Annotated in this window: 10 protein-coding genes and 1 pseudogene; 8 read left to right on the plus strand and 3 right to left on the minus strand. The window is 64.4% G+C overall.

Going from position 1 to position 15,094, the window contains the following annotated elements; all coding sequences use genetic code 11:
- Together Q319_RS0118595 and Q319_RS24805 are read right to left on the minus strand one after the other, a co-directional pair.
- Positions 1-617 (minus strand): annotated as a pseudogene (locus Q319_RS0118595) (IS66 family transposase); the annotation flags it as partial.
- 98 nt (positions 618-715) lie between these two features.
- Positions 716-1,087: a hypothetical protein gene (locus Q319_RS24805; protein ID WP_051655547.1), complete on the minus strand. Its 372-nt coding sequence runs from the start codon at positions 1,085-1,087 to the stop codon at positions 716-718.
- A gap of 242 nt (positions 1,088-1,329) precedes the next feature.
- On the opposite strand from Q319_RS24805, the gene Q319_RS0118605 reads away from it, so the two are divergent.
- The 3 genes from Q319_RS0118605 (at position 1,330) to Q319_RS24810 (ending at position 6,155) form a co-directional block, all read left to right on the plus strand.
- On the plus strand, positions 1,330-2,835 hold the full coding sequence (locus Q319_RS0118605; protein ID WP_029483951.1) for an alpha-N-arabinofuranosidase: 1,506 nt from the start codon (positions 1,330-1,332) through the stop codon (positions 2,833-2,835).
- Positions 2,836-2,917: 82 nt separating this feature from the next.
- Positions 2,918-3,973 (plus strand): LacI family DNA-binding transcriptional regulator, encoded by a 1,056-nt coding sequence (locus Q319_RS0118610; protein ID WP_029483952.1) that lies wholly within the window; start codon positions 2,918-2,920, stop codon positions 3,971-3,973.
- A gap of 430 nt (positions 3,974-4,403) precedes the next feature.
- Positions 4,404-6,155: a glycoside hydrolase family 2 protein gene (locus Q319_RS24810; protein ID WP_483782880.1), complete on the plus strand. Its 1,752-nt coding sequence runs from the start codon at positions 4,404-4,406 to the stop codon at positions 6,153-6,155.
- A gap of 150 nt (positions 6,156-6,305) precedes the next feature.
- On the opposite strand, the gene Q319_RS0118620 is transcribed toward Q319_RS24810, so the two are convergent.
- Positions 6,306-7,514, minus strand: a complete 1,209-nt coding sequence (locus tag Q319_RS0118620; RefSeq protein ID WP_051655548.1) for a LacI family DNA-binding transcriptional regulator — start codon at positions 7,512-7,514, stop codon at positions 6,306-6,308.
- A 516-nt stretch (positions 7,515-8,030) separates the two neighbouring features.
- On the opposite strand from Q319_RS0118620, the gene Q319_RS0118630 reads away from it, so the two are divergent.
- From Q319_RS0118630 to Q319_RS0118650, 5 genes are all read left to right on the plus strand, one after another.
- Positions 8,031-9,149 carry an extracellular solute-binding protein gene (locus tag Q319_RS0118630; RefSeq protein WP_029483954.1) on the plus strand — a complete coding sequence of 373 codons (1,119 nt, stop codon included), beginning with the start codon at positions 8,031-8,033 and terminating at the stop codon, positions 9,147-9,149.
- A 203-nt stretch (positions 9,150-9,352) separates the two neighbouring features.
- On the plus strand, positions 9,353-10,327 hold the full coding sequence (locus Q319_RS0118635; protein WP_051655549.1) for a carbohydrate ABC transporter permease: 975 nt from the start codon (positions 9,353-9,355) through the stop codon (positions 10,325-10,327).
- 54 nt (positions 10,328-10,381) lie between these two features.
- Complete coding sequence (locus tag Q319_RS0118640) at positions 10,382-11,272, plus strand: carbohydrate ABC transporter permease (RefSeq protein WP_029483956.1); 891 nt, start codon at positions 10,382-10,384, stop codon at positions 11,270-11,272.
- Positions 11,273-11,274: 2 nt separating this feature from the next.
- Positions 11,275-12,969, plus strand: coding sequence for a glycoside hydrolase 5 family protein (locus tag Q319_RS0118645; RefSeq protein WP_029483957.1), 1,695 nt, complete (start codon positions 11,275-11,277; stop codon positions 12,967-12,969).
- Between the two features lie 34 nt (positions 12,970-13,003).
- Entirely contained in the window at positions 13,004-14,959 is a 1,956-nt protein-coding gene (locus tag Q319_RS0118650) for a DUF5060 domain-containing protein (RefSeq protein WP_029483958.1), read from the plus strand.
- Positions 14,960-15,094: the final 135 nt, after the last annotated feature.

Here is a 15,094-nt window from a genome sequence, read left to right on the forward strand (position 1 = left end):
ATCGCTCCCTGGGTGATGCGGATTCCCGTGGTCAGTTCCAGGACACGGGGCAGGCGGCGCTCAGGAATGCCCTGCTCATGACGCAGGGTCTGAATCACCGCCTGGAGTCGTGGCCCGTGACGATGCGCGGTGGCTCCACACTGATCGGCACCCAGACCGGCGTGTTCACCACGGACAGTCTGCCCGCAGACTGGGCAGACCACGACTGGGACGTGATATTCAGTGATCAACATGGCCCGCTCAGCAACCAGTTCCGTGATCCAGGCTTTGTCCATTCGCTTAAACAGCAATTCACCCGCGTAGCCGCACTTTGCACAGGTGTTGGGTTGGGGAACATGAACGACCGCCTGAACCTGTTCAGGTTCAGGTGGAGTTTTGTAGGTGAAGATCCCCTCTCCAGCACGGCGTCCAGATGGTCGCGGATCAGCTTCGCGCGTCTCACGGCTGAATGGCGCAGCATATTTGCTGTGCTTTTTGCGCTCCAACTCCTCAATTTTCTTTTTCAGGCGAACAATTTCCGCACGCAGAGCCTGATTTTCGGCTTCCAATTGCTCGAATCGCTCGGTCTGCTGACGGATGATCTCCAGCACATTACCCGCTGTCAGCGTTCCGGCCATGCCCCGATTCTAGCGAATCCGGTTTGACTCAGGCCGCCGGGCTAGGGGCGCCAATCAGATACGATGCGGTCTGCCTGCGGCTGTGCGGCGTGGTGCCGCTACAGCTTGACATAGGCGTGTGGCGTTCCTTCCCACTGCGGCAAAAAGCACAGCGGCGTGCCGTCTCGAGTGGTAGGTAACACCGTGCAGGACGTAAAATCAATGCCGATGCCGATGATCTGCTCAGCGGGGACGCCGCTCTCTTTCAACACGGCGGGGATGGTCTGCCCCAGCACGTCCAGGTAATCCTGTGGGTGCTGCAAGGCCCATTCGGGCGGCAGGGCCTTGCCACCGGGAAGACAGTCGGTCATGACGGCGTGGGTGTAATCGTGAACGGCGCTGGCAATCTCCTGGCCGTCGCTGACGCGCACCAGCACGGCGCGGCCTGACAGGGTGCCGAAGTCCACGCCTACCGTGTAGGTCGGCGTCATGGGGGGCCTGCTGCGGCCTGGAGCGAGAAAGACAAACGTGACATGCAGTGAACCTCCGTGACCACTGGACGAATCGCTGAGAGTTGGACCGGACAGTGGGCATGGGCCGGACGCAGGACGGGGTGGGGGGCTTGATTGTGAACGATCACATCGTATGCTGAGAGGGCCAACCCGTCAATGCTCGCCCCATTCAGGGGGGAGCCGGTCCCCCACCCTCTCGCTGCCGAAAGGAAGTTATGCCCATGGACCAGTTACACGCCACCGTTTCCCTCAACACCCAGCGCACCGTCGGTGAGATCTCCCCGCTGATCTTCGGGGGCTTTGCCGAACACATGGGCCGCTGCATCTACGGGGGCATCTATGACCCAGCCTCACCGCTCTCCGATGGGCGCGGCTTTCGCCCCGACGTGATGGACGCCCTCAAGGACATCAATTTCCGCATCATGCGCTATCCCGGTGGCAACTTCGTCTCGGGTCACCGCTGGCAGGACAGTGTCGGCCCGCGTGAGCAGCGCCCACGCCGCCGCGCCCTGGCCTGGCGTTCCATTGAAACCAACCAGTTCGGTCTGCACGAGTTCATGGAATTCGCCGGGGAACTGGGCACGCTGCCGATGTGGGCCGTCAACCTGGGCACCGGCACCATTCAGGAAGCTGCCGATCTGGTGGAATACATGAATCTGCCCACAGGAACCCACTACAGCGATTTGCGCGCCACGAACGGCCACGCCGATCCCTACGGCGTGAAGTACTGGTGCCTGGGCAACGAGATGGACGGCCCGTGGCAGATCGGGCACATGGACGCCGTGAGTTACGCCGACAAGGCGGTAGAAGCCGCCAAGCTCATGAAGTGGACCGATCCCGAGATCAAGCTGATCGCCTGCGGGTCATCCAACACCGAGATCGCCAGCTACCCCGACTGGGACCGGACCGTGCTGGAGCGTCTGGGCGATCACATCGACTATTTTTCCCTGCACACCTACGCGGCCAACCGTGACAACGATACCGACTCGTTTCTGGCCAGCAGCGTGGCGTTTGAAGGTCAGGCCGACACCATCGCCGCCGCCGTCCGTCTGGCCCGGGCCAAGAACCGCTCCAAGAAGGAGATCTATCTGTGCTGGGACGAGTGGAATGTCTGGTACAAGGCCGGGGGCGACGGCGGCAACTGGGAGGAAGCGCCGCCCCTGGCCGAGGAGGTCTACAACCTGGAAGACGCCCTGGTGGTGGCGCAGTGGCTCAGCACCTTTTTGCGTAAGGCCGATGTCGTCAAGATCGCCTGTGTCGCCCAGATCGTCAATGTGATCGCGCCGATCACCACCCGCCCGGACGCCATGTTCAAGCAGACCACTTTTTACCCCATGATGCTGTTCAGCAACCACGCTTTCGGCCACTCGCTGGACGTCCTGGTGCGTGCGCCCATTCACGACACCGCGCTGTATGGCCCCGTACCGCAACTGGATGTCTCGGCCAGCTTCGATCCTGAAACGGGCCAGGGCGCGCTGTTTCTGGTGAACCGCTCGCAGACCCGGGTGATGGAGGTCACCATCAGATGGGAAGATGTGGCCCCTGAGGGCTTCACGCGCGGCTGGCAGATGAGCGGTACCGATCCCAAGGCCCACAACAGCTTCGAGCAGCCGGACAACGTGACCACGCACGAAATCAGCGTGCCGCCGCTGGACGGCAGGTCCGCCACACTGGCGCTGCCTCCGCTATCGTTCACCACCCTGTTGACCCGGCACACGCCCGCCTGAGGCTTGTTCAGAGTGTGCGGCGTTGCCCGCGTTGGGTGATACGCTTTGCCGGAACCAGTCAGGGGCCAGAAAAGGGAACACAATGTCAAAGGACACGGGCCGCAGCGCCACCATCCACGACGTGGCTACACGGGCCGGGGTGTCGTATCAAACCGTCTCGCGGGTGGTCAACCAGCATGCCAGCGTGGCACCGGCCACCCGCGCGCGGGTGCAGCAGGCCATTGCCGAACTCGATTACCGCCCCAGTCTGATGGCCAAAGGACTGGTGACGCGCCGCTCGAATCTGATCGGGGTGATCGCGCAGGACATGAACCAGTACGGTCCCTCGCAGATCTTGCAGCAGGTGCAGAGCAGCGCGCGCCGCCTGGGCTACCAGATCATGCTGACCACCCTGCAACAGGTGGCGGTGAGGGAAGTGGGGCCGCAGGACGTCCTGGGCGCGGCGCAGCGGCTGCGGCAATTCGGGGTGGACGGTCTGGTGCTGCTGACCAATGCCGAGGCGCGCGACATCGTGCAGGGCCTGGGCCAGAGCCTGCCCTTCGTGCTGATCGATGCCGCCGCCGATGTGGGCAGCCCTACCGTCAGCATCGATCAGTTCGGGGGCGCGGCGCTGGCCACCCGGCATCTGGTGTCGCTGGGTCACCGCCGGATCCTGCACATCAGCGGCCCCAGCGGCTGGAGCGACGCCATTCAGCGTCAGAACGGCTTTGCCAGTGTGGTCCGGGTGGAGGGGCTGCCGACTCTGCCCGTGTACGCGGGTGACTGGAGTGCCCACAGCGGTCACGCGGCCACCCTGCAAGCCCTCGCGGAGCTGGGGAACGGGGACCAGAGTTTTACCGCCGTCTTCGCGGGCAACGATCAGATGGCGCTGGGGGTGCTGGCGGCCCTCAGGGGATCGGGCCTGCGGGTGCCCCAGGACATCTCGGTGATCGGCTTTGACGACACCCCTGAATCGGCCTTCTACACTCCGCCGCTTACCACCGTCAATCAGGATTTCGCCCTGCTGGGGCAGCGCAGCATGGAAGAACTGATGCGTCTGATCCAGCAGCCCTCAGCGCCCTGCCGGCAACTCCTGTTTGCGCCGCAGCTCGTGGTCCGCTCAACCACCGCAGCGCCCGAGAGCATGCCAGAACTTTGAGATTGGCTTCTGGACCCCTGTTGCCAGCCCGCATTCTCAAAACGGCGGCGGGACGCGTCAGGGCCATGCGTTCATTGACACCCTCGCCCTGAGATCAATCCATCCTGCCCGGAGTGGACTGTGATCTTCATTGGGTCGGTGGCGGCCCTGAGCGAACGAGTTTTGCACTGCACCGCTTCTGGAGTGGCTAGAGATGTCCTAACCAGCTAGAGATCACCTCCAGTGTGTACCGAATTCATCAACGGTCCTGACTGAACTTGCCACTTCACCGATCTTCTCCATTTGCCGTCTTATTCCTGGAGATTTCATGACGACCATACCCACACCCACCCACCCGCGGCCCCAGTTTTAGCGCGAGGGCTGGCACAGCCTGGACGGCCAGTGGCAGTTCGCCTACGACGATGAGGCCCGCTGGCGACAACCCGCCGACGTGACCTTTGACCGGACCATTCAGGTGCCCTATCCGCCCGAGAGCCTCCGCAGCGGCATCCACGACACGGGCTTTCATCCGGTGGTGTGGTACTCGCGGCGTATTGCCGTTGCCCCGGCAGAGCGTGGCGGGCGCGTGCTGGTGCATTTTGGCGCGGTGGACTACTCGGCGCGGGTCTGGGCAGGGGGCCAGTTTGTCGGCCAGCACGAGGGCGGGCATACCCCCTTCAGTGTGGACATCACCGACGCGCTGGACGGCAGCGGTTCGGTGGAACTGGCGGTGCGCGCCGAGGACGATCCGCAGGCCCTGACCCAGCCGCGCGGCAAGCAGGACTGGCAACCCGAACCGCACCTGATCTGGTATCCGCGCACCACCGGCATCTGGCAGACCGTCTGGCTGGAAAGCGTGCCCGCAACCCGCCTGGATTCGCTGCGCTGGACGCCGCATGTTGACCGCTGGGAGCTGGGCCTGACTGTCGAGGTGACTGGCCCGCTCACGCCCGATCTGCGCGTGCGGGTACGCCTGTTCGTGGATGGACAGGAGGTGATAGAGGACACCTACAGGCTCACGGAGCGGGAGCTGGGCCGCCGGATTGCCTTGCCCGATCCCGGCCTTGAAGATGCCCGTAACGACCTGCTGTGGACTCCTGAAAATCCTCAACTGATCGGGGCCACCCTGGAATTGCTGGACGGCGACACGGTGATCGACACGGTGCAGAGCTACGCGGCGCTGCGTTCGGTGGGCTGCGACGGGCCGCGCTTCCTGCTCAACGGTCAGGGTTATGTCCTCAGAATGGTGCTGGATCAGGGCTACTGGCCCGATTCCCTGATGGCCGCCACCGACGAGGAATTGCGCCGCGACGTGGAGTTGACCCGGCGACTGGGCTTCAACGGGGCCAGAAAACACCAGAAGGTCGAAGACCCGCGCTGGCTGTACTGGTGCGACGTGCTGGGTCTGCTGGTCTGGGAGGAAATGCCCAGCGCCAACCGCTTCACGCCGGGGGCGGTGGAGAAGCTGACCCGCGAGTGGATGGAGGTGATTCGCCGCGACGTCTCGCACCCGTGCATCGTGGCCTGGGTGCCGTTCAACGAGAGCTGGGGCATCCCGGACCTGAACACCAACCCGGCCCACCGCGACTACGTGAAGACGCTGTACCACCTGACCCGCACCCTGGACCCCACCCGACTGGTGATCGGCAACGACGGCTGGGAAAACATGTCCACCGACATGGTGGGTCTGCACGATTACGTGCGTGACCCGGCAGTTTTGCGGGAACGTTACGGCACCCCGCAGGCGCTGGCCGTGACCTTCCGCCAGCCCTTCGGCGGTAGGGCGCTGCTGATCGACGGCCTTGCTGGCGCAGAGATTCCGACCGTCCTCAGCGAGTTCGGGGGCGTGGCGTACAGCCTGGACGCCGCCGAGGGCTGGGGCTACAGCCGGGTCACCGACCGCGCGGGCCTGCTGGAAATTTACGAGGCTCTGCTGGCCGCCGTCCATAATTGCCGCGCCCTGGCGGGTTTTTGCTACACCCAACTGACCGACACCTTTCAGGAGAAAAACGGCCTGCTCACCGCGCGCCGTGAGCCGAAGGCGGACCTCACGCGGCTGGCCCGGGCCAGCCGTGGCCCCCGTTACGGCTGGGATCTGAAAGATGACCTGGACCCCCACCCACTGGGCTACTCGCCGCGCTGGAGCGAACGGCGGGCGACGGAGCTGGACGCTTCAGAGCGCCGCCAGCCCCCGGAACGCTGACCGGGCCGGACGGTCTCCTGGGCGCAGCCGATACAGTCTCCAGTTAAATCGTCTGTGCAAACGACAAATATCCGGGTACATCGGGTTCCGGGGATGATGCTGACAAACTGGCACTTCCCCATTTTGTCAATGAAACAAATGGAGTCCGTATCAGACAGCTTCCACGCGGCGTCGGCGGGGAGGCATGGCAGCGCCCGCCGAACTTTCCCGAATCACCAGCAGGGCGGGCACCACGACCTGCGCCGCTGGGTGGTCCTGAACTTTCAGCAGCAGCTCCACGCCGCGCGCTCCCAGCGTTTCCTTGCTGACCCGCAAAGTCGAGAGCGGGGGGCGAAAGTGGGCGGCGGGCAGGATGTCGTCGAAGCCCGCGAAGGCGAGGTCCTGCGGGATGTTCAGCCCAGCCTCCAGACAGACCTGCATGGCCACGATGGCGGTGGAGTCGTTGAACGCAAAAATCGCGTCTGGCGGCTGGGGCAGTGCCAGCAGGGACCGCGCCGCGTTCACCGCACCTTCCTCTCGCTCCGGTGGATCGCGGACCACGTCCAGCCGGGCGTCGTAGACCATGCCCGCGTCGGACAGCGCCTGAAGATAGCCGCGCCGCCGCTCCCTGATGCTGAAATGCTCGGTCTGGCCCCCCACAAACGCCACCCGCCTGCGGCCCAGCTTCAGCAGGTGCGTGGTGGCCGCGTAGGCTCCGCCGAAATTGTCGCTGTTCACGCCCGCAATCCCCGGCACGGCATGATCCACCAGCACCAGCGGTTTGCCCGTGGCCCGCAGCGTTTCCAGCAGTTCGTCCTCGAAATACCCCACGCACAGCAGGGCGTCGAGTTGGCCCTCGGTGACCAGTGCGCCCGGATCGTCGCCCAGCCCCACGGTGGCGTAGGCCATCGACAGCTTGTGGGTGCGGCAGGCTTCCTCGGCCCCGTGCAGCACCGGCGCGTAGAACAGGTTGCTGGACAGCGCGTTGTCGCCCCGGTGGATCAGCACGCCCACGCGCGTGATCTGGGCCGGGTGCAGGTTGCCCAGGTCATAGCCCAGTTCCCTGGCGGCCCGCAGCACCCGGTCCCGAGTTGTTGCAGAGACGCCCTCGGCGCTGCGTAGCGCGCGTGAAACGCTGCCCGCCGAAAGACCGACATGTGCGGCGATATCCGTCAGGCTGGTGCGGCTCGTGGGGGCCGGGCGCAGGCTGGCGCGGTCATAGCCCAGTTCGTCGGCGGCCTGCAAGACCCGCGCGCGGATGGCCGCCGAGGTGCCGCCCACGCCATTGAGCGCCCGCGAGACGGTCCCCGCCGAGACGCCCGCGCGGTCCGCCACATCGCGGATCGTCACGGCGGCAGAACGCCTGCGCAGATGCACCATGACCGCAGTATAGCCGCCCCCAGCGCACCGTTTTCTTCAGATTCAGGGTCTGGCAAGTGCGGATGGGCCGGTGCAGACAGGTCAGGTCATCTGCTGACTGCTCGCCTGGTCAGAACCGCTTGACATTGCCGAATCGCGGACGTAAGATATTTTTACTAAAAAACAAATTCACGAGAGGGAAACCGGAATGTCAATCTGTGACGCGACGGTCCCCGGAAGGAAAAGGAGAAGCCGTACGGAAGCCAGATTTGTTCGCATTAAATCGTCGGTCCAGTCCCTCAACCTCACCTCAGAACCGCGCCCATCTCTGAAAAATGTTGTCCAGGCATCGCCCTGATCTGACCTGCCACCAGCCGTAACCCGGCGAATCAATGCACCAGAGGGAGTCTTATGAAAGTACTGTCCCGTACCCTGCTCGCAACTGCGACCGGCGGCCTGCTCTTGAGTGGACTGGCCTCCGCTCAGGCCCCCACCAAGCTGACCATCTGGCTGACCGGTGATCCCTAGGAAACCAAGGTGATCAAGACCGCCACGGACCTGTACACCAAGGCGCATCCCAACGTGACCTTTGCCCTCCAGGCCATTCCCTGGAGTGACGCCCACGCCAAGATCCTGTCGGCGGCGGCGGCGCGGCAGGGGCCGGACATCATCACCGGTGGGCTGTCCTGGGGCATCGAACTTGGCAATCTGGGCGGCATGGTCAACCTGACCAAGGACTACCCGGCGCTGGACAAGCAGGTCAAGGCCGAGAACCTGCCCGGCATCCTGCAATCGGTGGTCACCCCCGACAACCAGTTGTACGCCATGCCCTACAACCTGACCGTTCAGATGCAGTTCCTGCGTCCCGATCTCCTGAAGGCCGCTGGAGTCAACGGCGCACCCAAGACCTGGAATGAACTGACCAGCGGAATCACCAAATTGCAGAAGGCGGGCCACAAGGGCTACATGGTGCAGTGGGGCAGCACGGACTGGCTGGGCTACTTCCCGTACCTGTACCAGGCGGGCGGCAGCTACTACGACAAGGCCTGTACCAAGGCCACCGTCAACAGCCCGGAAGGGGTCAGGGCATTGACTTTCTTCGCGGAGCTGTACACGAAGTACAAAGCGCCCATCGACGCTGCCAATGATCTGCCCGGCGGTCTGGACAACGGCAATTACCCGATCGGGTCTTCCGACAGCAAGTTCAACTTCGACATCACCTATCCCAAGATGAAGGGCAAGTGGACCCTGGCCGCGCTGCCCGCTGGCCCAACCGGCAAGTACACCGCCTTCCTGGGCGGCACGGTCATCGGCATCATGTCGTACTCCAAGAGCAAAGACGCCGCCGCCGATTTCCTGAAGTCCCTGAACAATGCCCAGGTGTCCAAGGCGCTGATCCAGAACGCCTTCAAGTCTGGCCTGTACTTCATTCCGCCGCGCAGCGACTTTGCCGCGAACCTCACCCTGCCCGCCGACCAGAAAGCCGCGCTGCTCAAGCAGCTCAAGGACAGCGCCGGTCCCCCCAACTGCACGGGCTGGGAAGCCAGTGGCGCGGACGTGACCAAGGCCATTCAGCAGGTCATCCTGAACAAGGCCGATCCCAAGAAGGCGCTGGACCAGGCCGCCGCCGCCATGAACGCCAACCTTAAAAAGTAAGCGCGGGCCAGCAAGGGGCAAGCCAGCGGGAAGCGCCTGAGCAAGGGGGGCGCTTCCCGCTTTTGCAGGCGCGTAGCGGGTCTGGCCAGCCGGGCAGATGACCAGGCCAGCAGCGATGTGGAGAGCGAGAGCGAAGTCGAAAGCTGCCCCACCTTGAAGGCGACAGCCAGAGACGCCCACCAGAGTCAACAGAAGGTAATTCCATGAGAAACGACAACCTGAGGCTGACAGCCAGTGCAGACGCGGGGAGCATCCAGATGGGGATGGGGTCTGGCAAACCCGCCCGCCGCGTCCGGCGCAACCTCACCGTCCCGCTGATGATGCTGGTTCCGTTCATCGTGCTGTTCGCAGCCTTCGTGCTGTACCCGGTCATCAATTCGCTGTACCTGAGTTTCACCGATTACAACGCCATCAGCCAGCCCAGATTCACCGGCATCGAAAATTACGTGGCCCTGTTCCAGGACCCCCGTTTCTACAAAGCACTCGGCAATACCGCGCTGTTCGTGGTGTCGGTGGTGGTGCTGAATACCGTGCTGGGCCTGACCCTGGCGATGGTCTTCGGCGGCCAGAGCCTGTGGGACCAGATCATGCGGGCCGTGTTCTTCCTGCCTGCGGTGGCCGGGGGCATCGCCATCCTGGCGGTCTGGAAATGGATTCTGAGCGGCGAGAGTTACGGCATCCTCAACGCGGTGCGCGAGACGTTCGGGCTGGACCCCATCGTGTGGCTGGGAACGCCCTCGCTGGCGGTCACCATGCTGGTGGTGGTGGCGGTCTGGGGCGGCATGGGCGGCACCATGATCCTGTTTGTGGCAGGGCTGCGCGCCATTCCCACCGAACTGTACGAGGCCGCCGCCATCGACGGGGCCACGCCCTCACAGCGCTTCTGGCGCATCACCCTGCCGCTGCTGCGCCCCACCATGCTGTACATCGTCATCACGGGAACCATCGGCGCGTTCCAGGTGTTCAACGAGCCGTATCTGCTGTTCGGCGGCGTGAGTAGCGTGGGCGGCCTGCTGGATTCGGCCCTGACGCTGGTGACCTACCTGTATGACCGGGGCTTCGGACGCTTCCAACTGGGCTACGCCTCGGCGGTGGCCTGGGTGCTGTTCATCATCGTGTTCATCCTGACCCTGATCAACCTGCGCGTCGGCGAACCCGAAGACCGGGCCAGCAAATGAGCGCGCACGCCCCCGCCTCCGGCCTTTCATCTTCAGCACCCTCAGGAGACACATATGGTCGGTGAAACCAGATCACCCGGACTGCATTCCCTGACGCGCCTGCCGTTCTACCTGCTGGCCCTGACCGTCCTCTTTCCGTACTACTGGATGGTCTCCAGCGCCTTCAAGCCGCTGGGCGAGATCACCAAAGCGCCGCCCACCCTGCTGGTGCAGAACCCCACCCTGACCAACTTTTCCAACCCGCTGTACGATCCCGGCGTCAGCGATCAGATTCAGGGCCTGTTCCAGCGCTACACCGGCATCGGCTTCGCGGGGTTTTTCCTCAACAGCATCTTCGTCACGGTTTTTGTGACTGTCGTGTCGCTGATCGTCGCGTCGGCGGCGGGCTACGTGCTGGCCAAGCACAAGTTTCCGGGCAGCCGCATCGTGTTTCTGGTGATCATCGGCTCGATGATGATTCCCTGGCAGGTCACCATCATTCCCAATTTCCTGACCATGCGCGATCTGGGCTGGATCAACACGTACTGGGCGCTGCTGGTGCCGGGGCTGGCCAAGGCGTTCGCGGTGTTCTTTCTGATCCAGTCGATCCGGGGCGTCTCGGACGAACTGATCGACGCCGCGCGCATCGACGGCGCGGGCGAGGTCCGCATCTGGTGGCAGATCGTGCTGCCGCTGGTGCGCCCGGCGCTGGCCGCGATGGCGATTTTCGTGTCGCTGGGCGAGTGGAACAACTTCCTGTGGCCGCTGCTGGTGGTCAACGACGACGCCCACGCCACCCTGCCGCTGGCTCTAGGGCGGCTGGCCGGGGCACTGAGCAACGATCCGCGCGCCGCCGGGCCGATCATGGCCGCCACGCTGCTGGCTTCCATCCCCACCCTGATCTTCTTCCTGCTGTTTCAGCGTCAGTTCGTTGCCGGGATCACCGTCGGCAGCCTCAAGGGGTAACCATGACCACCCACCCATCTTCCCCATCGGCCACCCTGCCAGCCACGCTGCTGGGCGTCAATTACTGGCCCGTCTACGCTGGCCCCAGGATGTGGCGCGACTTTCGCCCCCACGAGATCACCTGTGATCTGGCCGCCCTGAAAGACGTGGGCGTGGACTACCTGCGCGCCTTCCTGTTCTGGCCGGATTTCATGCCCACGCCCTCGCGGGTGGAGCCGCAGATGCTGGACCGCCTGGAAGAGTTTCTGGACCTGTGCCAGACGGCGGATCTGAAAGTTCACCTGAGCTTTCTGGTGGGCCACATGAGCGGGGAGAACTGGAGTCCGGCGTGGCTGGATGACCCCACCAGGCTGTACTCGGACCCGGTGTTGCTGGATATTCAGGCCCGCTACCTGCGCGAGGTCACAGCGCGGGTGGGACAGCATCCGGCACTGGCCGCCTACGTGCTGAGCAACGAGATGCCCATTTATGCGGGCGTGGGGACCACCGCCACCGTGGGCCAGTGGGCCGAGCGGCTGTGCGGCGTGCTGGCCGGGGTGCAGCCGCGTCTGCCGGTCAGCCTGGGCGACGGCGCGTGGTACTGCCTGGGCGACGAAACCGGGTTCTCGCCCGATCACGCGCAGGACATCCTGGCACCGCACCTGTACATTGCCGAGACCGACGCTGGGCGGCAAATCGCCGCCTACGGACTGGCGGTGGGCACGGCCACGGCGCTGGCCCACGGGCGCGAGGTGTGGCTCGAAGAGTTCGGGGCCTCGCAGAACACTTTCGGGGAAGCCCAGATCGCCGAGTTCGCGGGCCGGGTGGCCACCGAGGCGCGTTTGCAGGGTGCCAGCCACATCTGCTGGTGGTGCGGCTTCGACTTCGAGCTGGAGGGAGACTTGCCTTACTTCCACCACGGCTTTGAGCTGCGCTTCGGCCTGCTGAACTCTGACCGCACGCCCAAGCTGGCGGCGGCGGCGCTGCGGGAGGCGGTGAGGGCACCGCTGCCCGAGTTGCCGGAAGTGGGCCTGCTGGTCACGTCCTATCTGCCGGAACATTACCCTTTTTCATGGGATGACCGCGACTTTGTCAAGCGCGCCCTTCGCAACAGTTACGCGGCGCTGCGGAATCTGGGCTACCGGCCCCGCATCGTGCCGGAACGGGAATTTCTGGCGGGCACGGCTATCGTACCGGACATCTTGCTGGTGCCCTCCACCCAGAAATTGCTGGCCCCCACCTGGGGCGCACTCGCCAGACACGCCGGGCGCGTGATTTACAGCTACTTTCACGGCGCGCTGGACATTCACACCGGGGCCTGGGTCCATGACGCCGGGGCCTTCTTCGGGGCGCTGCCGCACAACCGCTACGGCCTGTCCGAGACGGCCCCGACGCAACTGCTGGCCGCTGGGGAAAGCTGGCCGCTACCTGCCCATGCCAACGCGCTGGCCACCACGCCGCTGCTGCTGGACGCCGAGCAACTGGGCGAGGCCGAGCTGATCGGCACCGACGAGCTGGGCCGCCCGCTGTGGGTCAGAACGGGCAACCGTGATCTGCTGCTGTATCCGCTGGAGGCGCTGGCGCAGAGTCCAGAAGCGGTGGAGCCGATCTACCGCGCACTGCTGGCGAGCGTCGGCGCAGATGCCCGACAGACTGGGTCCCAGCAGACTGAACCCCAGCGGACTGAAATCCGCGAAACAGTGGCGGGGGACGATTGATGTTCGCGCCAGCACGGGTCGGAAGGGTGCAGGCATGAAGCGCCGACTGCTGGCCCTGGGATGTTCGCTCTCGGCGGTGGCTGCCGCGCAGACGGGCAACGCGCCCACGCAGCTCAGCCTCTCCGCGCCCACCAGCGCTCCAACCACGTTCAATCCTGCTGAGTTCAGCCTCAGCACCGATGGCACGTTTACCAATCCCTATGACCCGGCGCAGGCCGATCTGAACGTCCGCTTCACCTCGCCCACCGGAAAAACCATGACCGTCCCGGCCTTCTGGTCCCAGGATTTTGACCGCGCCACCCTGCAACCGCAGGGAAAAGCAGGCTGGCGGGTGCGCTTCACGCCGACCTCGGCGGGCAAATGGACGGCCAGCGCCGCTTTTGCCAGACCCAGTCTCAGGAGTGCGCCACTGGCCTTCAATGTGGCCGCTTCTGACTCTCCGGGCTTTGTGCGGCTTGACAAGCAGAACCCGCGCTACTTCGCCTACGATGATGGAAAGGCGCAGCAGTTTTACTTTCCCATCGGCCTCAACATCGGCTGGGCCAGCGGTCAGGGCGCGGCAGTCCTGGCCGATTACGAGCGCTGGCTGACCCGGCTCTCCAGCAACGGCGGCAATCTGGCGCGGGTGTGGATGGCCGCCTGGTCCTTTGGGCTGGAGTGGAAGGACACCGGGCTGGGCGATTACAGCGGGCGGCAGAAACAGGCGTGGCTGCTGGATCAGGTGTTTGCGTTGGCCCGTGGGCGCGGCGTCAACATCGAGCTGGTGCTGATCAACCACGGCCAGTTCAGCACCACCGTCAATGCTGAATGGCAGGACAATCCCTACAACGCAGCCAACGGCGGCCCGTTGAAGTCGCCGGACGAATTCGTGACCAACGTGCAGGCAAAAGACCTCTTCAAACGCCGCCTTCGCTATATCGCCGCCCGTTACGCCGCCCAGCCCAACCTGTTTGCCTGGGAATGGTGGAACGAGGTCAACTGGACGCCGATCAGCGACAGTGACCTGTTTCCCTGGATCCGCGAGATGACGGCGGCCCTGAACACCTGGGACCCCTACGGCCACCTGATCAGCAGCAGCTATTCCACGGGCGGCACCTCGGACCTGTGGAAGCTGCCACAGATCGACTTCTCGCAGCAGCACGATTACGGGGGCCGCGATCCGCTGATGTGGGGCAGGAACAGCGTCTCGGCCTTCACCGACACCGCGCCCAACAAGCCGGTGCTGCTGGCCGAGGTGGGCTACTCGGGGGGCGGCAATGAAGCCCCACTGGTGCGCGACAGCATCCACTTTCACAACACCATCTGGGCCGCGCCCTTTGTCGGCTACGCGGGCAGCGGCATGTACTGGTGGTGGGACACCTTCGTGGACCCGCAGAACCAGTGGCCGCAGTACCGGGGGCTGGCCGATTTTTTAAGGGGCGAGAATCTGGCCACCCTGACGGTCCAGAACGCCGAGGTCAGCACGCTAAAAGCCGCCGCTCTGACGCTGCAAAGCAAAACCCGTGCCCTGGTGTGGCTGCGTTCGGGCGCTTACGACGCAGGCGAGGCCAACACCGCGTATACCCGGGCGCTGATCGCCCAGAAAGGTGGCCCGGACTGGAAATACGACCTGCCGATTCGCTACGGGGCCACTGTGAAGGTGGACGGCTTGAGCGACGGCAAGTACACCGCCTACTGGTACGCGCCGCAGAAAAACGTGTGGTTGAGCGTGGTCCCCGTGACGGTCACGGACGGCAGCGCCACGCTGAATGCGCCCACGTTCGATAAGGATCTGGCCGTCAAGCTCGTGCCTGCGGGGGGGTGCATCCCGCTAAGCTGGGATCGGAAAGGCAGCGTGGCGAACGTCATCCAGACTCACCAGGGGATTGATGTTGTTCAGGTTGGCACGAAGCGAGGCCATGCCACTGGCCCCAGGACGGGACCAGTGCATGCCCGAACCCTTCATGCGCCAGCCAATCACACTTTTGTTGATGCCTTCGATCTGCCCTGAGCCAATCGGCCAGCCCTGAGTGCGGTAGTGGGGATAGTTCATCAGGTGCGTGCGCCTGAACAGATAGTTCAGGGCCTGTTGTGCTTCTGAACTCCACTGCCTCTGCCCCACAGGGGCAGAGGCAAAGGTTTGAAG

The organism is Deinococcus marmoris DSM 12784 (assembly GCF_000701405.1).
GTDB lineage: Bacteria > Deinococcota > Deinococci > Deinococcales > Deinococcaceae > Deinococcus > Deinococcus marmoris.

Bases quoted from the DNA above. Each gene is read 5' to 3' on its own strand.
- Q319_RS0118635 (WP_051655549.1), top strand. From the start codon at position 9,353: ATGAGAAACGACAACCTGAGGCTGACAGCCAGTGCAGACGCGGGGAGC.
- Q319_RS0118650 (WP_029483958.1), top strand. From the start codon at position 13,004: ATGAAGCGCCGACTGCTGGCCCTGGGATGTTCGCTCTCGGCGGTGGCT.
- Q319_RS0118620 (WP_051655548.1), bottom strand. From the start codon at position 7,514: ATGGTGCATCTGCGCAGGCGTTCTGCCGCCGTGACGATCCGCGATGTG.
- Q319_RS0118605 (WP_029483951.1), top strand. From the start codon at position 1,330: ATGGACCAGTTACACGCCACCGTTTCCCTCAACACCCAGCGCACCGTC.
- Q319_RS0118645 (WP_029483957.1), top strand. From the start codon at position 11,275: ATGACCACCCACCCATCTTCCCCATCGGCCACCCTGCCAGCCACGCTG.
- Q319_RS24805 (WP_051655547.1), bottom strand. From the start codon at position 1,087: ATGACGCCGACCTACACGGTAGGCGTGGACTTCGGCACCCTGTCAGGC.
- Q319_RS0118610 (WP_029483952.1), top strand. From the start codon at position 2,918: ATGTCAAAGGACACGGGCCGCAGCGCCACCATCCACGACGTGGCTACA.
- Q319_RS0118640 (WP_029483956.1), top strand. From the start codon at position 10,382: ATGGTCGGTGAAACCAGATCACCCGGACTGCATTCCCTGACGCGCCTG.